Here is a 26326-nt window from a genome sequence, read left to right on the forward strand (position 1 = left end):
ATGCAACTTCCCCGCCCCGTTCCCCCCGGCCCCGGCCAGGAGAGCGTGTGGGCGTACCCGCGCCCGCCGCGCCTGGAACGCACGCACCGACACCTGGAAATCTGGCTGGGCGGGCAGAGGATCGCCGCCACGGCCGGCGCGTACCGCGTGCTGGAAACCAGCCACCCGCCCACGTACTACCTGCCGCCCCGGGCGTTCGTGCCGGGCGTGCTGGAGCGGGCGGCGGGCGGCAGCACCTGCGAGTGGAAGGGCGAGGCCACCTACTGGACGCTGCGCGGCGGCGCTGCGGTGGCGGTGGCCGCCGCCTGGAGTTACGAGGCGCCCACGCCCGCCTTCCGGGACATGGGGGGGTTCGTGGCGGTGTATGCCGGCCGCGTGGATGAATGCCGGGTGGACGGCGAGCGGGTCACGCCGCAACCCGGCGCTTTCTATGGGGGCTGGATCACGCGGGACGTGGTCGGGCCGTTCAAGGGAGAGCCCGGCAGTCTGGGCTGGTAGGTTGGGCCGGGCCTGGCGTGGGAGGGACTGCCGTCTGGTCCGTTCACCCCCCGCCAGCGCGCCGGGTGGAGAGGGGGGCGGAATCCCTGAACCCGGCCCCGGCTCAATACCCTTGCGGGCAGTCTTTACGGGAACGGTCAAGTTCTGTGGTGCGGGCGTCCATGCAAGCGAGAACCCAGCGGAGGGTCGAACGGATGGGGGCATGACTAAAGGCCGGGGGGTGCCGGAAGACAGTTCCCCGCGGTATCGGTGCCGGCCACTGTTCCGGAGACCCACTCTAAAGGCGCGGGTGCGGGTCATTCGGGATTCGGGGCTTCATCGGGGGTGGTGTACATGCTAAGTCTGGTCCGTTTCTTTATTTCCCGTGAATCCTGATTGCGGGGTGGTCTTTACTTTCCTGGCAGGTGGCCCGCATAATGCCTTCATTATGGCTTACAAGAAACTCAGCGAGCAGGTAATGGAACTCAGCAATCCTCAGCGCAGCGACACCTTTGTGAAGCTGTTTCAGGAGGCGGTCCGTCAGGGCAAATTCGACGGTGCCTACATGCCCGAGCGTTTCACGCTTCCCAAGCAGTTCAACCGTCGCGGCAGCACCGAGACGTACCAGCGCGACACCCGCGAGATGCTGTTCGACGAGACCCCTGAATTCACCGAGTGGTTCGAGGGGGTCAACCGTGACCTGGCGGCCGCGCGCCGTGGCGGGAACATCAAGCCCAGCGTGGAAGCCATCGAGTCCGGCCTGATCAGCTTCGAGGACATGGTCGCCGAGACGCGCCGCAAGATGCAGGCCAGCTACGAGAAGGGGCAGGCGCTCGGCAAGGGCCGCGCCAAGGCCACCAAGAAGAAGAAGTAATGCGGACTCGGATGGAATGGGTTGAACCGTTCCATCCGCGCACAGAGAGTGGGAGCAGAGCGGACTGCCGGGCGTGGCGTTGGCAACCCGGCGCTGTCCCGGGTGGAGCGCGAGACAGACGGCAGGTGTACTACGGATTCCGTTTGTTTCGTTCACAGATCGGAACCCGTTTCTCTCCTTCTCGCTTCGCTCCGATTGAACGGCCTTTGCAGCCCATTCAATCGGAGTCCGTATAAGGCGACGTTCCCTGCGGGCGGCCCCTGGTGGGCCGCCTGTTCTCATTTCTGGGCGGGTCGCGTATCGTGAGCGGATGACGTCGCAGGACACCCCTCTTTCCGTGTCGCCCCACCGGGGCCTTCTCCTGGTCATGACCGGCGCGTCCGGTGTGGGCAAGGGCACGCTGCGTGAACGCTGGCTGGACGGGCAGGACGTGTTCTACAGCACCTCCTGGACGACCCGTGAGGCCCGTCCGGGTGAGCGCGACGGCGTGGATTACGTGTTCGTGACCCCCGAGGCCTTCGAGGCCAAGGCGCAGGCCGACGGGTTCCTGGAGCACGCGGCGTTCGTCGGGAACCGCTACGGCACGCCCATCGAACCCATCGAGGCGGCCCTGAGCCGCGGGCAGGACGTGATCCTGGAGATCGAGGTGGAGGGCGCCATGCAGGTCAAGGCCCGCATGGGCGACGAGGCCATCCTGATCTTCATCATGCCGCCCAGCCTCAGCGAGTTGCGCCGCCGCCTGGAGGGCCGCGCGACCGAGACGCCGGACCGCATCGAGAAGCGGCTGGCCCGTGCCCGCGAGGAGATCCGCGAGGCGCACGAGTTCCGGTACGTGGTCGTGAACGACGACCTGGACCGCGCGCTGGGTGAACTGCACGCCATCCAGCGGGCCGAGCGGGCGCGGCAGCTGCCGGAGATGGACTGGACCGAGGCGGACCGCGAGGCACGCGTGCAGGCCGACGCGCTGCGCAGCTACACCCTGACCGACACGGACCTCGACCGGATCGGGAACGGGTAAGGGGAGGGGCGCGCGTGCCACTGGAACTGATTCAGGGCGACATCGCCGCGCAGGACACGGACGCCGTCGTGACCGCCGCGAACAGGGAACTGGCGGGCGGTGGCGGCGTGGACGGCGTGATTCACCGCGCCGCCGGGCCGGAGTTGCTGCGCGCCATCCGCGCCATTGGCGGCACACCCACCGGCACGGCCGTCATCACCCCGGCGTTCGGGCTGTCCGCGCGGGGCGTGCAGTACGTGATTCACGCGGTCGGTCCGGTCTGGCGCGGCGGGCAGGCAGGCGAGGCCGATCTGCTGGCCGGCACGTACCGCTCCAGCCTGGAACTGGCCGCCGCGCACGGGTGCCGCAGCGTGGCGTTCCCGGCCATCAGTACCGGCGTGTACGGCTACCCCCTGGACCGCGCCGCCGACGTGGCCCTGGCGACCGCGCAGGCGTTCCTGACCGACCACCCGGACCTGCGGGTGCGCTTCGTGCTGTTCGACGGGGGCAGCCTGAACGTGTTCCGCCGCGCCGCGCAGAAGGCCGGGATGCCCTTCTCTGCGCCGCAGATGAGCTGACCGCCGCTGCCGGGGCTGGATATGCTGGCGGCATGAGCACCAGCTTGAATCTTGGTGGCGAGGGGGTCAGCTTGGGCCTTCTCGCGGCGGGCCTGATCTTCCTGTACGGCGTGTGGCTGGGCCGCCGCGACACCGGCTGGCGGGCCGCGCAGGGCGTGCTGGGGGCCGTGGTGCTGGGCGGCGTCCTGCCGTTTTTCCTGGCCCAGTTCGCCCCTGTGCTGTTCAGTTCCGATTCCCGGAGCCTCACCAGCCTGTTTCTCCTCACCGCCGTGAACATCGCCGGGGTGCTCGTCGCGTTCCTGCCGTGGCTGGTCGCCGGGAACTGGCTGGAGATCCTGCGCCGCGACGGCCCCCGCGTCTGATACGGACTCCGATTGAATGGGCTGCAAAGCCCGTTCAATCCGAGCGGATGCGACTCGCAGAGCTGCCCCGCAGAGGAGGAGAAAAACGGGTTCCGGACGTGGAGCCGGCAATCCGGTGAAGTTCCGGATTGTTGGCGAAACAAATGGAATCCGTATGAACGGGTGCGGGGGCGGTTCCGGGCGGATACCCTCGACCGCCTCTGCATACCGCGCTATAGTCTTGGACATCACCGCCCACGAGGCGGCTTTTTTATTGCTGTCCCCGCCTAGCCTTCCAGGGTGGTGAGGTCGCCGGGGTCCTGTCCGAGCGCCTGGGCGCGCAGGACGCGGCGCATGATCTTCCCGCTGCGGGTCTTGGGGAGGGCCGTGACGACGCGGATCTCGCCGGGGGTGGCGATGGGGCCGAGTTCGCGCCGGACGTGTTCGCTGATGCTGGCGCGCAGGCCCCGCCCGACCTGATCCTCGAAGCCCTGGCGCAGGATGACGTGCGCGACGATGCTCTCGCCCTTCAGGTCGTCGGGAATGCCGATCACGGCGGCCTCCGCGACGGCGGGGTGCGAAACAAGCGCGTCTTCCACGTCGGCGCTGCCGATGCGGTGCCCGGCGACGTTCAGGACGTCGTCCGCGCGGCCCAGGATGCTGATGTACCCGTGTTCGTCCCGCACGGCGAGGTCGCCGGACAGGTACCCGGCGGGGTTCTCGGTCCAGACCTGCGCGTACTTCTCGGGGTTGCCGTGAATGCCGCGCATCATGCCGGGCGTGGGGCGGCGCAGCACGAGGTGTCCCTGCACGCCGTCCGGGAGGCGCTGTCCCTGCTCGTCGACCACGTCGGCGTCCACGCCGGCCAGGGGGCGGCCCACGAAGCCGGGCCGGGCGGGCCAGCGCGGGTGGGTGCCCAGGATCGGGGCGCCCAGTTCCGTCTGCCACCAGTGGTCGATGACGACGGCGTGCGCGCCCTCCTCCAGCCCGCCGGCGAGGTGCTGCTGCGCCCAGCGCCACGCCTCCGGGTTCAGGGCCTCGCCCGCGCAGGCGATCACGCGCAGGCTGCTCAGGTCGTGGCCCTTCAGGACGTCGGGGCCGAGTTTCATGAACAGGCGCAGCGCGGTGGGCGCGGTGAACAGCACGTTCACGCCGTAGCGTTCGACGGTGCGCCAGAACACGCCGGGGTCCGGGAAGTCCGGGGCGCCCTCGCGGAACAGGACGGTCGCCCCGGCAGCCAGCGGCGCGTACACGATGTAGCTGTGCCCGACGATCCAGCCGATGTCGCTGGTGCAGAAGAACACGTCGCCGGCCCGCACGTCGAACAGCTGGCCCAGGTGGTAGGTGCTGGCGACCATGTACCCGCCGTGCGTGTGGATGACGCCCTTGGGTTTCCCGGTGCTGCCGGACGTGTACAGCACGTACAGGGGGTGTTCGGCGTTCACGGGCACCGCCCCGGCGCGGCCGTGCGTGAAGAGGCTCTCCCAGGGGACGGTGCGGGCGTCGTGTTCGCGCTGGTAGGTCTTGATGCGTTCCCACAGCACGAGGTGTTCCACGCCGCCCAGCTCCGCGATGGCCTCGGAGGCGATGGCGTACAGGTCCACGAGTTTCCCGCGCCGGTACCCGACATCCGCCGTGATGACCACGCGCGCCCCGGCGTCCGTGATGCGGTCGCGCAGTGCGCCCACGCCCAGGCCCGCGTACACGACCGAGTGCACCGCGCCCAGGCGGGCGCAGGCGAGCATGGCGATCACGCCCTCCGGCGTCAGGGGCATGTAGATCACCACGCGGTCGCCTGCGGTCACGCCCAGCGTGCGCAGGCCCGCGGCGGCCCGCTCGACCCGTTCGTGCAGCATGCCGTAGGTGATGACCTGCGCCTCCTCGGTCTCGGAGAGCCAGATCAGCGCCGCGCGGGTGCGGGCCTCGCCGCGTGCGTGGCGGTCCAGTGCGCTGAGGGTGATGTTCGTCTCGCCGTCCGCGAACCACTGCATGTGCGGGCGGTTCCAGGTCAGGCCGGTCGTGGGGGTCTTCGTCCACTCGAAGGCGCGGGCCTGCGCCAGCCAGAAGGCGTCGGGGTCGCGGCGGGCCGCGGCGATGTCTTCCTCCGGGTCGCCCTTCAGGCGGCGCAGCACGGACTCGGGCACGAACCAGCGGTCGGGGCGGTGGGCATCCGTCATGGGTGGAACCTCCGGGGGGGAGCGGGACTCGGGTTGGGCGTGCCGCTCAGTGTACGGGGGGAGAGGTGAGGGGGACATGGGAAGTGGGCCAGGCGTGCAGAGGCTGCCGCTTCCCGGCCGCTCCTGCCGGGCGGTCTGGCTGGGCCGCCGGACCGTCTTCCCGCTGCTGTCTGCCCACCCGCCGCGGGCTCTTTTCACCCACCGGTCATTATGCTTTTAGCATAATTCATGCTATACTTTTCCTGTGAAGAACGTACCCCTGACCCTCGATTTCGGCACCGTCCGGCTGCCTGTCAGCGCGGACGGCCTCCTCCACGCGGCGGTCGCCCTCACGCAGCTGGGCGTCCCCGAGAACGCGCACGCCGCCACCCTCGCCGCCCACGACCTCACCCCCGACAGCGCCGACTTCGGCGCGGGCCCGGAAGGCGCCCTGAGCGTCCCCGCCTTCACCGCCCTGTGCTTCGCGCTGGACACCCCCCAGGCCCGCCGCTGGCGCAGACGGGCGCAGGACCTGCTCGCCCGCGCGCTGCAGGGCGACGTGCGCCTCGCCGCCAGCATCGCCGAACGCAACCCCGACCCCGAAGCGCGCCGCTGGCTGGCCGCCCGCCTGGACAGCACCCACGCCCGCCGGGAACTCATGAGCACTGTCGCCCGGCACGGCGGCGCCGGGAACGTCTACGGACAGCTGGGCAGCATCAGCAACCGCAGCGTCCTGGGCACCGACAGCGCCACCATCCGCCGCGAACGCGGCGTGAAACACACCCGCGACGGCCTGAGCAGCACCGAACTGCTGCGCCTCGCATACCTCGACGCCGCCACCGCCCGCGCCATCCAGGAACGCGGCGCGCACGGCAACGCCGCCATCCTGCGGCTGCACGAGCACCTCGCGCGGCACGAACGGCAGGGCTGGAGCAGCACCCGGCCCCCGCAGGCCGGATAGCCCCCCCGCACGGACGGAGTGCGGCGCTCCCACCCGCTGCCCTCATCCGCGCCCGCTAGAATCCTGCTCGTGCCGCCCCTCCTCATCCGGCTCGTTCTCGCCGAGGTCACACGCTGGTACGCGGCGGGCGTCGCGCTGTTCCTGACGCTCCAGATGGTCGACGTCCTGAGCAGCACCGTCAGCAAACTCCTGACCTACCACCCCCCGCTCCTCAAGGGCCTGAGCGCCCTGCTGGCCATCACGCCCACCATCCTGAACCGCGCGCTGGTGCTGGCCGTCCCGTTCGCGATCCTGCTGGCCTTCTCACGCATGCAGCGCGACAGCGAACTCAAGGCCATCAGCGCCGGCGGCGTCCCCCCGCTGCGGCTGGTCTGGCCGCTGGCCCTGCCGTTCCTCGGGGTGGCCGCCCTGGCCTTCGTGAACGCCGACCGGCTGGTCCCCGCCGGCCTGGCCGCCTGGGACCGCGCGTGGTACAGCATCTACGACATTCCCCCGCCGCCGCCCCGGCAGGAGCGTTACACCTACGCCCCGCCCGGCGCGCTGTACTACGCCGGCCGGGTCGTCAGCGAGTCGGGCGGCAGCGCCGCGCAGCTGCAGGGCGTGATGGTGCAGCGCGGCCAGGAAACCCTGACCGCCTCGCTGGGCAGCTGGGACACCCGGAAACGCACCTGGACGCTCACCACCCCCTGGATCACCCGCCCCGGCCAGCCGCCCCGCCAGAGCACGGGGTCCGTGACCGTCCCGCAGAACGACACCCTGCGCCCCCCGCCCGGCAACGCCGAGCAGGCCCCCACCGCCGACCTGCGCGCCCGCGCCGCCGACCCCGCCCTGCTGCCCGCCGACCGCCGCGCCGCCGCGTTCCAGCTGGCCCGCCGCGTGGCCGACCCGCTGACCGCCGTGGTGTTCGCGCTGGCCGCCGGGGCGCTGGGCCTGCTGCTGCGTAACCGCGCCGCCGCGTTCGCCGCCGTGCTGCTGTTCATCGTGACCTTCTACGTCCTGTGGAGCACCGTGCCGGGCCTCGCGACGGCCGGGGCGCTGAACCCCGCGCTGGCCGCGTGGCTGCCGAACCTCGCGTTCACGCTGCTGGCCGCCGCGCTCGCCTGGAGGCTCCGGTGAGGGGCCTGCCCACCTTCGAACGCTACGTCCTGAACGAGATCCTGCCGTTCCTGTTCGGGGCGCTGGCCGCTGTGATCAGCCTGCTGGTCGTCGGCAGCCTGGAGAAAGTCATCGCGCCGCTGCTCGCCAAGGGCGCCAACCCCGTCCTGGTCGCCCGCGTGCTGGCCCTGAACGTCCCGGAAGCCGCCGCGCAGGCCCTGCCCATCGCGCTGATGTTCGCCACGCTGCTGGGCCTCTCACGCCTGGCCGCCGACAGCGAACTGAAAAGCGCGCTGGCCGCCGGAATTCCCGCCACGCGCCTGTTCCGCCCGGTCCTGGCCCTGGGGCTGGCGGTGACCGTCCTGGCCTTCGCGCTCGGCGAGGGCCTCGTGCCGCGCGCCCGCACCGAGGCCCGCCAGGTGCAGCAGCAGATCGTGCTGGACAACCCCCGCGTGCTGGGCCTGAACGCCGCCGGGCAGAACGCCGTGCTCCGCGACGCGCTGGGCCGCGCCATCAGCATCGGGCAGATCCTGCCCGGCGGGGAACTGCGCGACCTGCGGGTCGTGACCATGCAGCCCGGCCTGCCGCCCCGCGAGGTCATCACCGCCGCCAGCGGCCGCCTGCGCCCCGGCAGCAACGTCCTCGAACTGCGGAGCGGGCAGCGCGTCACGTACCAGGACGCCCGGCCCGTCACGGTCCTGACCTTCCAGAGCGGCACCCTGCCCCTCCAGGACACCGGCACGGAACTCGGCGCCGAGGGAAACGGCGACCTGAACCCCATCTACGAACCGCTGCCCACCCTGATCGCCCGCACGAACACCTACCGCGCGCAGCACGTCAACTCCCCGGCCGACTTCACCGCCCTGCACCGCAAGTTCGCCGGGCCGCTGGCCGCGCTGGCCCTGGCGTTCTTCGCGGTGGCGCTGGCCGTGTTCAGCTTCCGCAGCGGCCGTGACCTGGGCATGGTCTGGGCGCTGCTGCTGACGTTCGCGTACTACGCGACCTTCAGCGTGTTCCGCATCATGGGCGAGAACGGCGCGCTGCCCGGCGCGGTCGCCGCGTACGCCCCGGACCTGATCGCCGTCGCGGCCGGCGGGGCTCTGCTGTGGCTCACCGCCCGGCGATAGACGGGACGCGGGAGGCGGGAATCCGGTAGGGTGCAGCATGTCCACAACCAGACGTACGGCCCTGACCTGGGCGGCCCTGGCCACCGCCGGCGCCGCCCTGATCGCCCGGCAGGCCACCCGCCCCGCCCCGACCGACACCGAGACGCTGGACGCCACCCGCACCCTGCTGCGCGCCGCGCTGCCCAGCGTGCGCCCCTTCGACGTGCAGCTCTGGAACGGCGAGGTGATCGCGGCCACCCGGCCCAGCCGCGCCCGCCTGATCCTGAACAGCCCGGAAACGCTGGGCCGCCTGCTGAAACTCCCGCTGGACATGGCGCTCGGCGAGGCGTACCTGCGCGGCGACTTCGAGATCGAGGGAAACATCGGGGACATCGCCGCCATCGCCGAGACCTTCGACGCGACCCTGAACCCCGCCGACGCGCCCGCCCTGCTGCGCGCCGCCGCCACCCTGCGCCGCCGCGCCGGGGCCACCCCGCCCATCGCCGTGACCGCCAGCCTGGAAGGCCCGCAGCACTCCCGCGAGAGGGACCAGCAGGCCATCTCGTACCACTACGACGTCAGCAACGACTTCTACAGACTGTGGCTGGACCGGCGCATGGTGTACTCCTGCGCCTACTTCAGGGGCGGCACCGAGACGCTGGACGAGGCGCAGGAAGCGAAACTGGACCTGATCTGCCGCAAACTGCGCCTGAAGGAAGGCGAGCACCTGCTGGACATCGGCAGCGGCTGGGGCGGCCTCGCCATTCACGCCGCGCAGCGCTACGGAGCGCGCGTGCTGGGCGTCACGCTCAGCGAGGCGCAACTGCACGAGGCCCGCGCCCGCGCCGACGCCGCCGGGGTCGCCGACCGCGTCACCTTCGAACTGCGCGACTACCGCGACGTGCTCGCCCACGCGCCCGAAGGGGGCTTCGACAAGATCGCGTCGGTCGGCATGGCCGAACACGTGGGCCGCAAGAACATGCCCACCTACTTCCGCGCCGCGTATACGGCCCTGAAACCCGGCGGCCTGATGATGAACCACGCCATCAGCGACGGCATCCCCCAGGCCCGCGTGCCCCTGTGGCTGCAGAGCGGCAACTTCGCCCGGAAGTACGTGTTCCCCGACGGCGAACTGCTGCCCATCTGGGAAACCGTGAAACACGCCACCGAGGCGCAGTTCGAGGTCCGCGACATAGAGAACCTCCGCGAACACTACGCCCTCACCCTCACCCACTGGGCCGCGAACCTCGAAACGCACCACGCAGAAGCCCGCGCCGCCCTCGGCGAGCAACGCCACCGCCTGTGGCGCCTCTACCTGGGCGCCACCTCCCACTACTTCGAGAAAGGCCACCTGGGCCTCTACCAGACCCTCCTGGCGAAACCCGACGAGCAACGCAGAGCCCACGTACCCCTCAGCCGCGCGGACCTCTATAGGGGGGAGATGGTCGATGGTTGAAAGTTGATGGACAGGGCCTTTCCATCACCCATCAACCTTCACCCATCAACCTTCCCCTGCGTTGCCTGGATGGCGGTCAGGGCGATGGTGTACACGATGTCGTCCACGAGCGCGCCGCGACTCAGGTCGTTCACGGGTTTGCGCAGGCCCTGGAGCATCGGGCCGACCGCGATGACGCCGGCGGCGCGCTGCACGGCCTTGTAGGTGGTGTTGCCGGTGTTCAGGTCCGGGAAGATGAACACGGTGGCGCGGCCCGCGACGGGACTGCCGGGGGCCTTGGCCTGCCCGACGGACAGGACGCTGGCGGCGTCGTACTGCATGGGGCCGTCGACCAGCAGGTCCGGGCGGCGCTCGCGAACGAGGGCGGTGGCGGCCTTGACCTTCTCGACGTCCTGGCCGCTGCCGGACTCGCCGGTCGAGTAGGACAGCATGGCGATCCTGGGCGTGATGCCGAAGGCGTGGGCGCTGTCGGCACTCTGAATGGCGATGTCCGCGAGTTCCTCGGCGTTCGGGTTAGGGTTGATGGCCGCGTCGCCGTACACGAGGACCTGTTCGGGCATCAGCATGAAGAACACCGAGCTGACCAGCCGCGAGCCGGGCGCGGTCTTGATGAGTTGCAGGGCGGGCCGCACGGTATTCGCGGTCGTGTGGACCGCGCCGGACACCAGCCCGTCCACCTCGCCCAGCGCGAGCATCATGGTGCCCAGCACCACCGTGTCCTCCAGTTGCGCTTCGGCCTGCGGGGCGGTCAGGCCCTTGCTGCGGCGCAGTTCCACCATGGGCTCGACGTACCGCGCGCGGATGGAATCCGGGTGCAGGATCTCCAGACCGTCGGGCAGCGTCAGGCCCTGCCCCTCCGCGACCTGCCGCACGCGTTCCGGGTCGGCCAGCAGCACGCAGCGCGCGATGCCCTTCTCCGTGCAGCGGATGGCGGCCTTCACGGTGCGCGGCTCGTCCCCCTCGGGCAGCACGATGCGCTTGGCGGCGGCGCGGGCCTTCTGGATCAGTTCGTACCGGAAGGCGCTGGGCGGCAGGCGGCGGTCCCCGGCGACCTCCGGCACGCGCAGCCGCGCACCCAGCGGCCCCGTGTCCAGCCGGTCGGCAATGAAGTCCAGCATGCGCTCCATGCGCTGCGTGTCGTCGTGCGGGACGCGTGAATCCAGCCTGGAGAGGCGCGAGGCCGTCTCGAACGAGTTGGTGTTCACGCGCAGCACGGGCAGGGTGCTGCCCAGCGCCGCGCGGCACAGCCGCTCGATGCTGTCCTCCGGGGCGCTGCCGGACGTGAACATCAGCCCCGCCAGGGGCACGCCGCTCAGGTGCGACAGGGCCGCCGCCATGATCACGTCCTCCCGGTCGCCGGGCGTGACGACCAGCGCGCCCGGCACGAACAGGTGCGCCATCTTCGGCACGGTGCGCGCCGTGACGACCGTACTCGTCACGCGGCGCAGGCCCGCCTCACCCTCGTTCACGATCTCCGCGCCCAGGTGCCGGGCCACGTCCAGCGTGCGCGGCGCGTTCAGGCCGCCCGACTGCGACACCACGCCCAGCAACGGCAGCGTGCCCCCGTTCAGGACGCGGCTGCGGGCCCGCAGTTCCGCCATCAGCGTCCCGAAATCCAGCCCCGGCGGCGCGAAGTTCAGCACGTACCCGCTGAGGCCCGAGCCGTCGCTGCGGCGGTACGCCTGCGCCGAGATCTCCAGCTCATCGGCCAGTTCCGCCGCGCCCACCCCCGCCAGACTGGACACCAGCACCGTGTCCGCCTCCAGGTTCCGCGCGAGGCTGGCGTTCAGCGCCCCGGCGTACACGTTCCGTTCGTTCAGGGCGAGACCCTCCACGATCAGTACGTCCGCGCCGCCCCCCGTGACCTGCCGGGCCAGGGTGACGACCTCCTCCATCAGGTCCTCCTCGGCCCCCAGGCTCAACTGCTCCTCGGCGTGCGTCAGGGTGATCGGGTCGGGCGTGGGCAGGTGCGCCAGCGTCCGCGCGAAATGCACGCTGTCGTCCGTGCGGGCCTCATGCGTCTGCGCGATGGGTTTCAGGAACGCCACCTTCAACCCCTGGCGTTCCAGCGCGCGGGTCAGGCCCAGCGCCGTGCTGCTCAGGCCCACGCCGTTGCGGGTCGGTGCGACGAACAGGGTTTTCATGCCTGGGCTCCCTTCAGCCCGGCCAGCAGGTCCTGCGTCTGCCGGGCGATCATCAGTTCCTCGTTCGTGTTCACCACCAGTGCCGGCAGCGTCCCCTCCGGACTGATCCGCCCGGACTCGCCCCGCACCGCCCGCGCGTTCAGCGCCGGGTCCACCGCCGCGCCCAGCACGCCCAGCCGCGCCAGGACCGCGCCGCGCACCGCCGCGCTGTTCTCCCCGATGCCGCCCGTGAACACCAGCGCGTCCACCCGGCCCAGCGCGACCGCCATGCCCGCCATCTGCTTCGCGAGGCGGTACACGAACGCCTCGACCGCCAGCCGCGCACCCGCATGCCCGCGCGCCGCCGCTTCCTCCAGTTCCCGCATGTCGTTACTCAACCCCGACAGGCCCAGCAACCCGCTCTCACGGTTCAGGGCGGCCGTCACCTCCGACAGGCCCAGGCCCGCCTGCCGCGCAATGAAATCATGCAGGCCCGGATCCACGTCCCCGCTGCGCGTACCCATGACCAGCCCCTCCAGCGGCGTCAGGCCCATGCTGGTGTCCACGCTGCGCCCCCCCGCCACCGCGCACACGCTACACCCGTTCCCCAGGTGCGCCGTGACCAGCGTCAACTCCGCCAGCGGGCGGCCCAGCTCCCGCGCGGCCTCCGCCGCTACGAACGCGTGACTGGTCCCATGGAACCCGTAGCGCCGCACGCCATGCTGCCGGTACCACGCCTCCGGCACCGCGTACCGGAACGCGACCTCCGGCATGCTCTGATGAAACGCCGTGTCGAACACCGCCACCTGCGGCAGGTGCGGGAACGCCGCGCGCGCCGCCTCGATCCCTGCGATGTTCGCCGGGTTGTGCAGCGGCGCCAGCGGCACACACGCCCGCACGGCGTCCAGCACCTCCGGCGTGATCAGCGCCGGCTCACTGAAGCGCTCGCCGCCATGCACCACCCGGTGCCCCACCGCGCCCACGTCCCCGCGCACGCCCAGCTCATCGAGCGCACCCGCGATCACCGCGAACGCCTCCGCGTACGTCCCGCCCGGCAGCGCCACCGACCGCCGCCCCCCCGGCAGGTCCAGCCGCGCCGACGCGTCCCCCGACCCCAGCCGCTCGGCCAGACCCGACAGGCCCACCGCCCCACTCCGAACGTCCAGCAGCGCAAACTTCACGCTGCTCGACCCGCAATTCAGCACCAGAGTCCACATGCGCCCATTCTGACAGCGCCCACCAGGGCACACGGCCCTGTCACAACGAACGGTGCAGCCCCTGTCTGGGAGGTGTCATACGGACTCGGATTGAATGGCTTGCAAAGCCGTTCAATCCGAGCGAAGCGAGGAGGAGCTGGGCGGGTTCCGGACGTGGAGGTAGCAACCCGGTGAAGTTCCGGATTGTCAGCGAAACAGACGGAATCCGTATCACCCGTGTTATGCGGCCAGCAGTCGCATTCAGTCCGCTGCTGCCTCGCCACGCAGGTACGACACGATCCCCTCCAGGTCGCCTGCCGTCAGGTTCTCCATCAGCCAGTCAGCACCGACCGACTCGCCCTGTGTCCGTGCATTCAGCAGTGCCGACAGCACACCCAGCAGGGCGTCCATGGCCGCGTCGTCAGTGGTCGCGTCGGCCCCGGCTCCGGCCAGACGTCTCTCTTCGGCCAGCGAGAGTGGCAGGGAAGAGAAACTTACTCCGCTGATCTCGAACGGAGGTCGCTTGACGGCCTGACGGCCAAACTGCATGGGTTCTGTCATCTGTTCTCCTTCGCGTCGGGAAGACCCCTCACCGGGGACTGACGCTGATCACGCCGCTGCGGTTTCTTGATCGAATGATCGAACCACGGCGCGGTCTTCGGGTTGAAATCGAAATTGAACCACTCCGTGATCTCGATCACCTGTCCGTAGAACTCCCGGAACACCCGGTCAAAGATAGGCCCGGCGTCCGTCCCGCTCGACACCAGAATCGCCACGCTGGTCTCGTTCGCCCCGGAGTTCTCCGGATTGTCGGTCTGAATGACAAAGTTGCGGAGTCTGGGAAACCAGCGCTGCAAGCCCAGATGCAGGCGGTACAGCCGGAGCTGCTGCTCCTCGCTTCCCGACATGTAAGGCTGAAAATCACCGTTGGTGTAAGCAACGCGGGCGTAGTAAGCCCACTGTTCCTGCATGACAGAACAGACGGCTGAACCCGTTTCAAACCATTCTTCTCGGTAGGTTCCCTTGAGGTGTCTGGTGCCTTTTGGAGCCGCAGGGCTGTCAAACCAACGCCACAGTGACCCGGCAACTGAGTTCCCCGCGTTCCTGTCGCCGAAGAAAAGATCGAAGGACCGTCCCATGGCAATTCGGTTACTGCCCTCTCTGAGCAGTTTCGCGCTGTTGAACGCTCCCCAGATGCACTCCAGCTGGTTGTACTGTTCGTGGAACAGCGCGAACGCGTCTCCGTAGTACTCCTGCGCCTGCTCGTCGATATCCCAGCGGAACAGGGTGTGCTGTGCGCAGTGGGCTGCCCAGCCCTCGTACATGGCCAGTTCGCTGGCCCGCTGCGCCTCGGTGAAGGGATCGCGGAACCGCAGGTGCAGCCAGTCGCCAGTCGGGTCGTCCAGCCACTCTCCGGTGACACCGTCGTACTCGAACACAATGCGTTCTTCGCCCTGCTCGACCACCCGCGTTCCCCACTGCGGGTCGTGCAGGAAGGCCAGCACCGCCGCCCGGGGCGACGGGTACGCGACGCGCGGCCTGTCACGTGCCCGCTCCGGTCTGGTGAGCAGGAGTTTCAGGGTGCTCAGCAGACTCACGGGACCGCCCTTTCATCCGGCGTCTGGGGGGCCTGATCGGGAGGTTCGTATGTCAGTTCGTTCGTATCTGTGATGCTGGTGTACCCACCAAGCGCGGCGGCTGTCTTCACGGTCTTGTCGAACGGTGTCAGCATCATCAGGGAACCGCCCTGCGCCTCTGAAGTCAGCCCAGTTCCGGCAGAGACGGCGTTCTTCAGCAGGTTGTTGCTGACTTCCCGTGAACCCTCCCGCAGGTGCTGGGCATTCGGGTAGGTTGCCTGTTTGTCCTTCTTGTAGGCTTTGGCTGCACCTGTCAGGTACGTTTTGAAGACTTCCTCACTCATCCAGCCTCCAGCGACCGCCCCGGCACCAGCCACGCCCCCCGCATTCCCCAGCGTGCTCAGGCGCCCCCAGGCGTCCCCGACCATCTGCTGCGCGCCGGTCCAGTAGGCGCGTGGAAGCTGCGCCAGAATGCCCCGGCTGGGGTCCATGCCTGTCCGCGCCGCCTGGTTTTCTGCTGCGTACGCGTCGCTGGCCCGCTTGAGAAAGTCGGGCCGGACCGTTCGCGCGGCGCGGTCGCGGACCATATCCTGTGTCACCTGCGTTCGGGCCTGACGTCGTGCCGCCCTTCTGGACAGCGTGGAACCTGCCGCCCGGGCCTCCAGTCGCAGCACCCGGATGCGTTCCCTGACCAGCCCCGAACGGGCCACTGCCATTTCCTGCTTCCAACCGGCCGCCAGCGACGGCGTACGGGCGACCAAGCCTTCCATCTTCCCGGCCGTGCGCAACACGCCACCATGGCCGGCCGTGCCCAGCCACGTATCCCGCACCTCTCCACCAATGACCCTGGCCTCGCTGGAAACGTAATTGCGCATGGCGGACAGATTGCGCTCTGCAGTGCTAAAGAGGCTAGTAGAGACAGAGGCAGTCTGGTTAATCGGCAATCCAAGGCTGTGAAGATTCGTGCGAACACGCATTTCATGGTCCGTGAGGGCTCGTCTCGCATTCCTCCATCCACGCCTGGCTGCATTGCGGGCCTGCATCCCCGCGACAGCCACGCGGTCCCTGGCGTTACCCGTGACCTGCCGGGCAGCGCGGATCGCGTTGTTGATGCCCGGCCTGCCCGTCACGCTTGCCACGCGGGTGCGCACGGCGTCCGATACTCCTTTGACGACGACTCCACCCTGCCGGGCGCCGCTTGACACCAGCCCTGCCAGCCCACGAACGCCCGCGCTGAAAGCAGTGTCGGCTGCTCTGAATGCCTGCCCCGGCAGACTGCTGCCGACGTGCGTTCCCACTGCGCTCAGAACGGGTTGCGCGCCCGACTTGAGGGTGTTCCAGCGCGTGGTGGCTGCTGTGCGGGCGTTGCGTGCCATGGTCCCGGCGGAGGTGCGGGCCGCCGCCGCAACTCCCTGCACGTACGTGCTGCCGGGAAGTCGGGCCGCCGCTTTGCCCAGTCCGGCCAGCACCGGGCGGCCCGCCGCGCGTGCCACGCCGCCCACCAGTTTGGCGGCGGGACCCACCGCCACGCCCAGTACGCCGTCCGTGATCAGGCTCTTGGCATTGATGTCATGACTCCACTGTTTTCCTGTCAGCAGGTTTTCGACCACGGTGCCGGCAGCGCCGCCCAGTGCGCCGGAGGCGAACAGAGCTCCGACCAGCACAGGGCCGGCCAGACCGCCGGTCGCCGCTGTGAGTGCGGCGGCCCCGGCGATGACGGCGCCCCCGACGACAATGGCCGCGCCGACCTTGGCAATCTGCACGCCGGAGGTTTTCAGGAAATGAACGGCCTTCTTGAATCTGGGACTGTTCCTGACTGCATTGACTTTCTCGGTGGCCCAGGCCGAGACGTTCTTCACCCCTTTGACAGTGGTGTTCCAGCCCTGAACGGCGAGGGCCGCTGCCTTTTTTCTGCCCTCGTCGAGCTGACGTGAGGCTCTGGCGACGCTGGCTCTGGCGGCCTTCTCGGCTTTCTGACCCGCTGCCCTGGCGCGCTGGATGAGCTGCTGCTGTCTGGCTTTGGCCTTTGCCAGGGCGGCGGCCGCTTTGGCCTTGTATTCATCCCTGGCGGCGCTGGCCCTGGCGGGCAACGCCTTGACGGTTGTCTGAACACGCTGCCCGAATCGTGTCAGGCCCGCTGCTGTCTTCTGAAAGGAGCGGTTGGCCAGGTTCGTCACTTTCTGAACGGCTTTCGCAGCGGTGTGTCGAAGCTGGTTGGTTTGAGCGGCGAGGTGCGTTCCCAGGACTTTTCTCTGCCGGTTCGCTTGTTGAGCGGCGTGGCTGACCCTGGTGAGGGTCCTGCCTGCATACTGCCTGACCGTCTGTCCTGCCCTGTCCACCTTCCGGCGCAGCCTGGATGTCAAGGTGCCAATCCGGGTGCTGGTCTTGCGGGTAGTGACCTGGACCTTTTTGGTCGCTGCCGCTGCCGCTTTCCTGACTTTGTCCGTCGCCCGCTGCACACTCTGATGGGCCTGTTTCTTGACGTTCCCGACGACCCCGGCAATCCTATTGCCTGCGCTGCCCGCCAGCTTTTCAAGATCGCCAAGTCCCCAGCGTTGCACGGCCCTCCCCGAAGAGACGACTGCCTGTCCCGGTTTAGAGCGGACTTCACGAATGCCCGCGCCTGTTGTGATGGGCTGGCTTGCGAGTCTCGCGCCCATACTTCGCGCCTCGGCTTCCAGTCCGGCGTCCGGGTCGATGCCCGTCCCCACGCGCCCCTGGCTCTGCTGCACCGTGTGCGTCACCTCGTGCGCCAGCAGCTCCAGCCCGCTCTGCGTGTTCGGGTTGAACTGCCCCGCCTGGAAGAAGATGTCGGTGCCCGTGGTGAAGGCGGTGGCATTCACGCCCTTCGCCAGTTTGTCTGCTTCCGCGTCGTCGTGGATGCGCACCCGGCTCAGGTCGTGGTTCAGGCCCTGTTCCAGGTGCCGCTGGATGGCCTCCGGGAGCGGGTTCCCCGCGCCTCTTCTGGCCTGAATCCGTTGCAGGACCGGCTGGGTCGCCTCGGCGTCCAGCTCGGCCAGTTGCCGTTGCAGGGTCTGGAGGGTGCCGAAGTTCAGCGCCGCCTGTTCCTGCGCCCGTTGGCGTCGCAGCGCCTCATCGGCGGCGCGTTGCAGGGGCAGGCGTTCGGATGGAGGCACCATGCCCAGCACCACGCGGGACACCGGGGCGCTCAGCGCGTGGCGTTGCAGCGTGGCGAGGTGCTCGCCATAGGCGGCGTAGCGGGCGGCGGGGTCACCCCGGTCCATCCGGAAACCCTGACCCAGCGACTGGGCAACCTGCCGCTGGAGGGTCTGGAACTCTCCGAAGGCGCGGGTGTCCAGCCGCTGCCCCTCAACGCCCCCGGCACGGTGGCGCATGACCGTGACCCAGTCGGCGGGCGTGACAGGCTTCACCGGGACGGGCAGCTGCGCTGAGGGCTGCGCGGGCGCGGCCTTGTCCAGCGTGGCGATCTGGCGTTGCAGGCTGGCGCGTTCGCCGGTCAGGCGGTCCTGTTCCTGCCGGTCGAGGCTGGCGGCCCGCAGCACGGGCGCGGCGGCCTGTCGCTGGGCAGGCTGTGGCCGGGCCGTGAAGCGTTGCAGCGTGCGCCGCTGCGCTTCCAGGTGTGCCGGGGCGGGCGGGTCCGGTAATTGAAGTGCCGGTTGAACGGGCAGGGTGACCTTGCGTCTGCTCTGCTGGAACCGTTCCGTCATGACCGCCAGTGTACTGCTGGTCTGACCTGCCGTTCAGAAGATTTGCGTCTTCAGCGCCGGCGGGTCACGCGCCGCACGTCGGGCGTGCCGTCCAGGTGTTCGAGCAGCAGGATGGGCGCGGCGGGGTAGTCGGCGTACAGCCCTTCGCCCCACTCGATGACGCTCAGGCGGCTGCCCTCGATCAGGTCTTCGAGGTCCATCTCGTACAGTTCGTTCACGTCGCGCACGCGGTACGCGTCGACGTGCAGGACCTGCCCGGCCGGGGTGGGGTAGGCGTTCATGAGGGCGTAGGTGGGGCTGGTGACGGTGTCGGTGAAGCCCAGTGCGGCGACCAGTCCCTGCGTGAGGCTGGTCTTCCCGGCGCCCAGTTCGCCTTCCAGGAACAGGACGCTGCCGGGCGGCAGGGCGGCGGCCAGCCGGGCTCCGAACCGCTGCTGTTCGCTCAGGCCGCGCAGCAGCAGGACGTCACCCGGTTCGGGAAGCAGGGGTTCGGCGGTCATGCTGCCCAGTATGCCGGGCGACCGGTGGGGGAGGGGGTCAGCCCTCGCCGGTGTCCAGCCAGGGACCGACCCGTTCGTCCAGCGCGGTCCAGGTGACCGCGCGGCCCAGTCGCCACTCGCCGGGCGCGCTGCTGCGGGCGGACCAGACGTGGGTGGCGTCGTTCATGTCCAGGCGTTGCAGGCCCAGCGCGCTCGCCTGGGTGAGCAGGGTCAGCATGCCCTGCGCGGCCGGGTCACGCGGGCCCCGTTCGAACTGCCCGTTCCGGAACAGCCACGTCTCGACCGGTTCGCTCTGCGGCGTGGCGACTGGCGGCAGCGTGAAGGACGCCGTGAACGGGGCCGGGTCGTTCGGGGCGTCCGGGGCGGGACTGGGGGCCGGGGGGGCGGGCGGCGCGCCGATGGAGGACAGCAGCGTGTCGAACAGCGCCGAGGCACTCACGGCCGGGGCGGGGGCCGGGGCAGGGGTCACGGGCGGCGGGGTGGCCGGCAGTGTTCCCAGCGCCACGAAGGGATCCGGGGCCGGGGTGGGCGCGGCGGCCATCAGGCTGGTGTCGGTCGCCTCCTCGAAATCGAACACGTCCAGCAGGCCGCTCAGGGCGTCCTGGCCGAAGGTGGCGGTGACCTCCTGCGCGGCGCGGTACTCGGCGTGCGCCTCGGCCAGCAGCGCCTCGGCGTCGTGCAGCGTCTGCTCGTAGCGTTCGCGGGCCTGGGCGCTCATGCGGCCCAGGCGGCGCTGGGCGCGCAGCGTGTCGGCCAGCCGCCCGAGTTTCTGGGTGGTCTCGCCGGCGAGACTGCGGACCGTGTCGTACTCCCGCACGACCCGGTCGGCGCGCGCGTCGAAGTCCTCGCGTTCCTGCGCGGCGGCGCCCATGCGGCGCTCCAGCAGACTCCACAGCGCCGCGACGTCCGGCTCCTGTCCCTGCGCGAGGTCCGCGCGGGCCTGCGCGAGCAGCGGCGCGAGCTCCGCGCTGGCACCCACCACGTTCCGGGCCGAGCGCTCGATGTCCAGAAGTTCACGCTGCGTCGCCAGTTGCGACTGCGCGTTCACGCCCGCCTGCAGGGATTCCTGCATGGCGCTCAGTTCCTGCAGTTCGTCCGTGGCGAGGCTGCCCATGTCCAGCAGGTGCCGCGCGGAATCCAGCGCGATCCGCATGTCCGCGCCACTGATCGCGCCGGCCAGCGCCGCTTCCAGGCGGGCGAGGTGGGCACGCTGCTCGCCCAGCACCGTTTCCCGCTCGAACTTCAGCTGCTCGCGCCAGTTCTCGACCGTGTCGGCCGTCAGCTGGTTGCCGTGCTGCAGGCCGCGCAGCGCGTCGTGCTGCGCCCGCAGGTCCGGGCGGGCCTGCAGCAGCGCCGCGAACTCGCGTTCCAGCGTGCCGAGCTGCTGCGCGGCGTGCGCCTGCTCGAGCGCCAGCACGCGCGCCTGCGCTTCCGGGTCGAGGATCGTGGCGGACGTGGGAATCTCGGCGGTGTCCACGTTCTGCACGGCCTGCACCACCGACGATTCCAGCAGTTTGCGCAGGTTGAAGGTGATGTTGCGGGCCCGCTCGACCTCGCCGGGCAGCAGCGTGCCCTGCGACTGCGCCTCGTCGATCTGCGTGATCAGGGTCTCCAGGCGGCGGACTTCCTTGCCGCCCATGCCCTGCACGCGCGCGAAGGTGGCGCGCAGCTCGGCGAGGTCCTGTCCCTGCTCGATCAGTCCTTCCTGCAGGCGGCGGTCCATCACCTCGATCAGGTTCTGGCCCTCGAGGACCAGGGCGCTGATGTCGCGCCCCTCCTTCTCCTCCTGTTTGGCGACGGTCAGCACGCCGCGCAGCCGCTGCGTTTCCGGCCAGTCGAAGTACAGCGTGAAGCGCCGCGCGCCCTCTTCCAGGCCGACCAGGGAACTGACGACCGGTGAGGGCATCTGCCGCTCCTGGGTGGTCTTCATCAGTTCGTTCAGGACCTCGGACACGCGCTTTTTCGCCAGTGGCGCCGGGACGCTCAGCTGCAGGCGCTTGAACACCTCGCGCTTGAGGATGTCCTCCAGCGCGGCCGGGTCCAGGGTGTCGAGGGTGCTGCCGCGTGCCTGCGCGGCGTCCTGCAGGATGCGTTCCAGTGCGCGTGGGGAGACCAGGTCGCCCAGCATCTGCACCGGGAGGCGTTGAAGGCTCACGCTGGCCATCAGACGTCCTCATCCCAGTCGATGCTGGTGTGCTGCGTGGCGTTCTGCACGCTGGGTTTGGCGTTGCCCAGCAGCCCGAACTGCTCGCACAGTCCCCGGAACCCGAAGGCACTCAGGCCGATGGCCGCCGCGCCCAGCAGCGCCCAGACCGGCAGGGCGTACGCGCCCTGGGTCAGGGTCAGGTTCGTCAGGTTGCGCAGCGGGGCCGCGCCGAGCAGGTCCCCGAAGGCGCCCAGCAGCCCGAACAGGCCTTCCAGGAACAGCGGCAGCATCAGCAGGGCCAGCCCGCCCATGATGGCGCGCCAGTACACGTTCCGCCCGCCGAACGCGAGGTTCAGCAGGTACAGCGGCGCGACCGTCAGGCCCGCCAGCAGCGCGAACACCAGCACGCGCAGCCACCCGCTGAACCAGCGGGATACGCCCAGCGAAGTGCTGTCCAGGGCACTGACCGGCCGGCCCGCCGCGGCGTTCTCCAGGTTCGCCAGGCCACCGATCAGGGCCTGCACGTCACTGGGGCGCAGCGCCCCGCGACCCTGGGCGCCCGCCACGGCCGACGTCAGCGCGTCGAAGCCCGCCGCGGTCCGCAGTTCCGTCGGCACGCGCGTCAGCGCGGTTCCCGCCTCGACCAGCGCCGCGCGGGCCGAGGCGCCGTCCGCGTGACCGCTCGCGGCCAGCGCGCGACCCAGCGCCGCGTACGTCGCCGCCACCCCGTCCGCCGAGGCGGGCGTCTGGACTGCGGGCGTCTGGGCAGCCGGGGGCTGCGTGGCAGGCGTCTGTGTGGCGGGCGTCTGGGCCGGCGGGGTCTGGGCCGGCTGCGTGGCGGGCGTCTGTGCAGCTGGTGTCTGGGTGGCTGGCGTCTGGGTGGCGGGGCGGCTGCCTGCCACGGCCGGCGGCGTGGCCAGCGCCGCCGCGAACGCCGCGGTGCCCTGCCGCAGCGTCGTCAGCGAGGCGGCCAGCGCCGCCGTGTCCCCACCCGTGAGCTGCCGCAGCGCGTCCCCGAACTGCGAGACCTTCAACGGGCCGGCCCCGGCGGCGTCCTGCACCACCGTGAACCAGCCGGTCGCCCGCGCCAGGTTCACGTACGACGCGGTGTTCTGCAGCGGACGGGCCGCCAGCAGGCTCGCGTTCACCTTCTGCACCGCCGAGCGCTGCAGCCGCCACGCGGCGCGTTCCAGCTGCCCGGCCTTCACGTCCTGGGTCAGGGCCGCCGCCGCGTCGCCGCTCAGGCCGAACTCGCGCGCCAGGACCCGCACCTGCGCCGCGCCGTTCTGCGGCGCGGACGCCAGCAGCGCCAGCGTCTGGTCGTACAGCGCCTTGCGCATCAGGCCGCGCGCCAGCAGCACCTGCGCTTCCAGTTCAGCCGGCGTGCGGCCCAGGGCCGCGCGGGAACTGCCCAGCGCGTCCTTCAGGCCGGTCACGATCTGCCGGTTGCGCAGCGTGGGCGACAGGGCGTCCAGCGCCGTCTGCGCCGCGTCCAGCCGCGCCAGCGCCGCCTGCGCCGACGACGCCCGCGCCGTCACCGCGCCGTCCAGGTTCTGCGCCAGGGCGTTGTACGCCGCGAGGTCCTGCGCGCCCGCCCCGCCCAGCCCCAGCGCCGCGAGGGCCAGCAGCGTCATGGGCGCGCGCACGCGGCCCGTCCGGTCATCCTGAATGGACAGCCTCACGCCGCCACCCGCAGTTGCTGAAGTTCCACAAGAAGTCTCCCCACGTTCGCTTGAGAATTGGCGATCACTGCCACGCAGTACCCACCCAGCGGGCACATGCACACCGTCTGCCCGCCCAGGTCCGCCGACAGCAGCCGCAGCGAGCGCCGCTGGAACAGCATCGCGCTCGCCGCCACCACGCTGCCCAGTCCGGCCGGGTCCCGCACGGACCGCGACCGCAGCACCTCACCGCTCGCGCGGCACACCATCACGCCCTGCACGCCACTGAGCCGCCCCAGCAGCTGAATCAGGGCGTCCTGATCCAGCGTCGTGGCGAGGTCGTAGGCGCGGCCTGCCAGCGCCGCGCCGTACTCGGGGTCATCGAATTCAAAATCGTCGGCGCTGAGCAGCAGGTCGTTCCAGCCGGTACCCGTCTCGCCCTGGTCGTCCCAGGTGGCCTGCGGTACGTTCTCGGTGAACAGGGTCGGCGCCTTCGGGTATCTGGCTTCCAGCTGTCCGGCCAGGCTCAGCAGTTCGCGCCGCGCCCGCGCCGCCGGCATCACGGTTCCCAGGCGCGACAGCAGCGGACCGGAGATCACCTGTTGCATCTCCTGCGCCGTGACCGTCTCGGCCGCGACATTCTGCTCGCGCAGCACCGCCCGCAGCATGGTCTCGGCAGCCCGTTCAGAAACGACGCCCGACAGGGCGCGGACGGTCATGGTGTACACAGCGTTCGTCATGAAGAACCTCAAGGGAGTATAGGTAGGGCTCGCTTACATTTTTATCTCACGTTTCTGTGCCCTGCGAGCGGGCATTCCCGCCCACGGGCCGCCCTGCTATAATCCCCGCTGCGCGCCGGAACGCGCCCAGCCACCGCCCGCACTCGTAGCTCAGTTGGATAGAGCGGCCCCCTCCTAAGGGGCAGGCCACTGGTTCGAATCCAGTCGAGTGCACCACAGAAGAGCCGGACCCCTCATTGCTGAGCGGGTCCGGCTTCTCGGTGCGGGGCTTACAGGACGCTCTTGACGACCTTGGTGACGTTGGCGACGCTGAAGCCGAACTTCTCGAACAGCACGCTGGCGGGCGCGCTGGCGCCGAAGGTGTCCATGCCGATCACGGCGCCGTCCGTGCCGACCCACTCGTACCAGGGGCCCTTGCTGGCGGCCTCGATGGCGACGCGTTTGACGCCGGGCGTCAGGACGCTGTCGCGGTAGCTGCGGTCCTGCGCGCGGAAGACTTCCATGCAGGGCATGCTGACCACGCGCGCCTGGATGCCCTCGGCGGCCAGGGATTCGGCGGCCTCCAGGGCGAGGCTGACCTCGCTGCCCGAGGCGATCAGGATGACCTGCGCGGCCCCGGCGGCGCCGTCGGCGTCACGCAGCACGTACGCGCCTTTCTTCACGCCGGCGTGGTTGCGGGGCAGGATCGGCAGGTCCTGGCGGGTGAGGGCCAGGGCGGTGGGGCCCTTGTCGTACTCGAGGGCCATCTGCCACGCGGCGGCCGTCTCGTTGGCGTCGGCGGGGCGGATGACGTGGGCGCCGGGCACGGCGCGCAGCATGGCCAGCTGGTCGATGGGCTGGTGGGTGGGGCCGTCCTCACCCAGGCCGATGGAGTCGTGCGTCAGGACGTACGTGACGGGCTGCATCTGGATGGCGCTGAGGCGGAAGGCGGGTTTGAGGTAGTCGGCGAACACCAGGAACGTGCCGACCAGCGGGCGCAGGCCGCCGTAGAGGCTCAGGCCGTTGGCGGCGGCGCTCATGCCGAACTCGCGCACGCCGAACAGGACGTTGCGGCCGCCCATGCTGTCGGCCTGCATCTCGCCGCCGTCCTTGATGGTGGTCTTGGTGCTGCCGGACACGTCGGCGCTGCCGCCCATCAGGCCGGGCACGGCGGCGGCCAGCGCGCCGATGATCTCGCCGCTGGCGTTGCGGGTGGCGACGCCCTTGCCGCCGACCTCGTAGCTGGGCAGCACGTCGCTGAGGTTGGCGGGCAGGTCGCGGGCCAGCAGGGCGTCGACCTCGGCACCCAGGTCGGGGTGCGCGGCGCGGTAGGCGTCCATCAGGGCGTTCCAGTCGGCTTCCAGTTTGGCGCCGCGTTCCGTGGCGTCCATGTGGGCGCGCACCTCGTCGGGCACGGTGAAGGGCGGGTACTCCCAGCCGAGGGCGGCCTTGGTGGCGCTGACGCCGTCGGCGCCGAGGGGTTCGCCGTGGGCCTTGCTGGTCCCGGCGCGGGGGCTGCCGAAGCCGATGACGGTGCGCACCTGGATCAGGGTGGGGCGGTCGCTGGCGTGCGCCTCGCGGATGGCGGCGCGGATGGCGTCGAGGTCGTTGCCGTCCTTGACCTTCAGGACGTTCCAGCCGTACGCCTCGTAGCGCTGGGCGGTGTTCTCGCTTTCGGCCTTGCTGGTGGCGGTGTCCAGCTGGACTTCGTTGTCGTCGTGCAGCCAGATCAGTTTGTTCAGGCGCAGGTGGCCGGCCAGGGCGGCGGCCTCGTGGTTCACGCCTTCTTGCAGGTCGCCGTCACCGAGGATGGCGTAGGTGTGGTTGTCGAAGATGGGGAAGCCGGGGCGGTTGTAGCGCGCGGCGAGGTGCGCCTCGGCCATGGCCATGCCGACGGTCATCGCGGCGCCCTGCCCGAGCGGGCCGGTGGTGGCGTCGAGGCCGGGGGTGTGGAAGAACTCGGGGTGGCCGGGGGTCTTGCTGCCCCACTGGCGGAAGTTCCTGAGTTCCTCGAGGGGCATGTCGTAGCCGGTGAGGTGCAGCAGGCTGTAGATCAGCATGCTGGCGTGCCCGGCGGACAGCACGAAGCGGTCGCGGCCGGCCCATTCGGGGTGTGTGGGGTTGAAGCGCAGGAAGTCCTGCCACACCGCGTACGCCATGGGGGCGGCGCCGAGGGGAGCGCCTGGGTGGCCGCTGTTGGCGGCCTGCACGGCGTCGATGCTCAGGGTGCGGATGGTGTTCACACTCAGCTGGGAGATGTCGCTGGACATGTTGCGTATCCTACCCCGAGAAGAGTATGTGTACTGTGTACACTTATGGAGACACCTTCACACTCCCATAGATAGGCTCCGTGGAGAGGCGACCGGGCAGCGGCCACGGGCGGGAACGTGCTCCCCCACGCGCAGGCAGAAGGAGGCCGCCCGTCGGGGTGACGGGCGGCCTGACTGGGCTCTGTGAGGGTGTGGGGCTGACCGCGCAGGATTCGCCGATGCGGGGGTCGGGAAACGTGATCTGGGGCCGGTATCCGTCCTGGGGTGCAGGCGCACCAACGTCGCCTCCGTTCCGGTAAAGACATAATACGCCAGTGGCGTAAAAAGGTCAAGCCCTTCCGTGAATAGAGTCTGAGTATGCGGACCCGTGTATCTTCACCCGACCTCCATCTCCAGCCGGCCGC

Annotated in this window: 20 protein-coding genes and 1 tRNA gene; 10 read left to right on the top strand and 11 right to left on the bottom strand. The window is 70.2% G+C overall.

Annotated elements, in window-relative coordinates:
- The 5 genes from ABDZ66_RS08105 (at position 1) to ABDZ66_RS08125 (ending at position 3288) form a co-directional block, all read left to right on the top strand.
- On the top strand, positions 1-498 hold the full coding sequence (locus tag ABDZ66_RS08105) for a DUF427 domain-containing protein (RefSeq protein WP_343757601.1): 498 nt from the start codon (positions 1-3) through the stop codon (positions 496-498).
- Between the two features lie 427 nt (positions 499-925).
- Complete coding sequence (locus ABDZ66_RS08110; protein ID WP_343757603.1) at positions 926-1351, top strand: hypothetical protein; 426 nt, start codon at positions 926-928, stop codon at positions 1349-1351.
- 310 nt (positions 1352-1661) lie between these two features.
- Positions 1662-2369: a guanylate kinase gene (gmk, locus tag ABDZ66_RS08115; RefSeq protein ID WP_343757605.1), complete on the top strand. Its 708-nt coding sequence runs from the start codon at positions 1662-1664 to the stop codon at positions 2367-2369.
- A gap of 14 nt (positions 2370-2383) precedes the next feature.
- Positions 2384-2926, top strand: a complete 543-nt coding sequence (locus ABDZ66_RS08120) for a macro domain-containing protein (RefSeq protein WP_343757607.1) — start codon at positions 2384-2386, stop codon at positions 2924-2926.
- A 32-nt stretch (positions 2927-2958) separates the two neighbouring features.
- Positions 2959-3288: a hypothetical protein gene (locus tag ABDZ66_RS08125; RefSeq protein WP_343757609.1), complete on the top strand. Its 330-nt coding sequence runs from the start codon at positions 2959-2961 to the stop codon at positions 3286-3288.
- Positions 3289-3554: 266 nt separating this feature from the next.
- Here the strand turns inward: ABDZ66_RS08125 and ABDZ66_RS08130 are convergent, their stop codons facing one another.
- A complete protein-coding gene (locus ABDZ66_RS08130) occupies positions 3555-5444 on the bottom strand; it encodes an acetate--CoA ligase (protein WP_343757611.1) in 1890 nt (629 codons plus the stop codon).
- A 244-nt stretch (positions 5445-5688) separates the two neighbouring features.
- Between ABDZ66_RS08130 and ddrC the strand changes: the two genes are divergently transcribed.
- The 4 genes from ddrC to ABDZ66_RS08150 all read left to right on the top strand — a co-directional run bounded on the left by ddrC (position 5689) and on the right by ABDZ66_RS08150 (position 10041).
- Positions 5689-6384, top strand: coding sequence for a DNA damage response protein DdrC (gene ddrC, locus ABDZ66_RS08135; protein ID WP_343757614.1), 696 nt, complete (start codon positions 5689-5691; stop codon positions 6382-6384).
- Between the two features lie 69 nt (positions 6385-6453).
- Entirely contained in the window at positions 6454-7500 is a 1047-nt protein-coding gene (locus ABDZ66_RS08140; protein ID WP_343757616.1) for an LptF/LptG family permease, read from the top strand.
- Positions 7501-7505: 5 nt separating this feature from the next.
- Entirely contained in the window at positions 7506-8606 is a 1101-nt protein-coding gene (locus tag ABDZ66_RS08145; protein ID WP_343757774.1) for an LptF/LptG family permease, read from the top strand.
- Positions 8607-8643: 37 nt separating this feature from the next.
- The gene (locus ABDZ66_RS08150) at positions 8644-10041 is read left to right on the top strand and encodes a class I SAM-dependent methyltransferase (protein WP_343757618.1); all 1398 of its coding nucleotides are present in this window, start codon (positions 8644-8646) and stop codon (positions 10039-10041) included.
- A 38-nt stretch (positions 10042-10079) separates the two neighbouring features.
- Here the strand turns inward: ABDZ66_RS08150 and pta are convergent, their stop codons facing one another.
- The 9 genes from pta to ABDZ66_RS08195 all read right to left on the bottom strand — a co-directional run bounded on the left by pta (position 10080) and on the right by ABDZ66_RS08195 (position 23673).
- Complete coding sequence (gene pta / locus ABDZ66_RS08155) at positions 10080-12185, bottom strand: phosphate acetyltransferase (protein WP_343757620.1); 2106 nt, start codon at positions 12183-12185, stop codon at positions 10080-10082.
- Positions 12182-13381 carry an acetate kinase gene (locus ABDZ66_RS08160; RefSeq protein WP_343757622.1) on the bottom strand — a complete coding sequence of 400 codons (1200 nt, stop codon included), beginning with the start codon at positions 13379-13381 and terminating at the stop codon, positions 12182-12184. Before ABDZ66_RS08160 ends, pta begins: the two co-directional genes overlap by 4 nt.
- 240 nt (positions 13382-13621) lie before the next feature.
- Complete coding sequence (locus ABDZ66_RS08165) at positions 13622-13921, bottom strand: hypothetical protein (RefSeq protein ID WP_343757624.1); 300 nt, start codon at positions 13919-13921, stop codon at positions 13622-13624.
- Positions 13918-14958 (bottom strand): hypothetical protein, encoded by a 1041-nt coding sequence (locus tag ABDZ66_RS08170; RefSeq protein WP_343757626.1) that lies wholly within the window; start codon positions 14956-14958, stop codon positions 13918-13920. Before ABDZ66_RS08170 ends, ABDZ66_RS08165 begins: the two co-directional genes overlap by 4 nt.
- On the bottom strand, positions 14955-18626 hold the full coding sequence (locus ABDZ66_RS08175) for an eCIS core domain-containing protein (protein WP_343757628.1): 3672 nt from the start codon (positions 18624-18626) through the stop codon (positions 14955-14957). Before ABDZ66_RS08175 ends, ABDZ66_RS08170 begins: the two co-directional genes overlap by 4 nt.
- 50 nt (positions 18627-18676) lie before the next feature.
- Positions 18677-19126, bottom strand: a complete 450-nt coding sequence (tsaE, locus tag ABDZ66_RS08180; protein ID WP_343757630.1) for a tRNA (adenosine(37)-N6)-threonylcarbamoyltransferase complex ATPase subunit type 1 TsaE — start codon at positions 19124-19126, stop codon at positions 18677-18679.
- 37 nt (positions 19127-19163) lie between these two features.
- Complete coding sequence (locus tag ABDZ66_RS08185) at positions 19164-21290, bottom strand: coiled-coil domain-containing protein (protein WP_343757632.1); 2127 nt, start codon at positions 21288-21290, stop codon at positions 19164-19166.
- Positions 21290-22954, bottom strand: a complete 1665-nt coding sequence (locus tag ABDZ66_RS08190; protein WP_343757634.1) for a hypothetical protein — start codon at positions 22952-22954, stop codon at positions 21290-21292. The genes ABDZ66_RS08185 and ABDZ66_RS08190 overlap by 1 nt, the downstream gene beginning before the upstream one ends.
- Entirely contained in the window at positions 22951-23673 is a 723-nt protein-coding gene (locus ABDZ66_RS08195; RefSeq protein WP_343757636.1) for a roadblock/LC7 domain-containing protein, read from the bottom strand. Before ABDZ66_RS08195 ends, ABDZ66_RS08190 begins: the two co-directional genes overlap by 4 nt.
- Positions 23674-23812: 139 nt before the next feature.
- Between ABDZ66_RS08195 and ABDZ66_RS08200 the strand changes: the two genes are divergently transcribed.
- Positions 23813-23889: transfer RNA gene (locus ABDZ66_RS08200), tRNA-Arg, on the top strand.
- A gap of 53 nt (positions 23890-23942) precedes the next feature.
- On the opposite strand, the gene tkt is transcribed toward ABDZ66_RS08200, so the two are convergent.
- Positions 23943-25922, bottom strand: a complete 1980-nt coding sequence (gene tkt / locus ABDZ66_RS08205) for a transketolase (RefSeq protein WP_343757638.1) — start codon at positions 25920-25922, stop codon at positions 23943-23945.
- Positions 25923-26326 lie beyond the last annotated feature (404 nt).

Source organism: Deinococcus depolymerans, from assembly GCF_039522025.1.
Lineage (GTDB): Bacteria > Deinococcota > Deinococci > Deinococcales > Deinococcaceae > Deinococcus > Deinococcus depolymerans.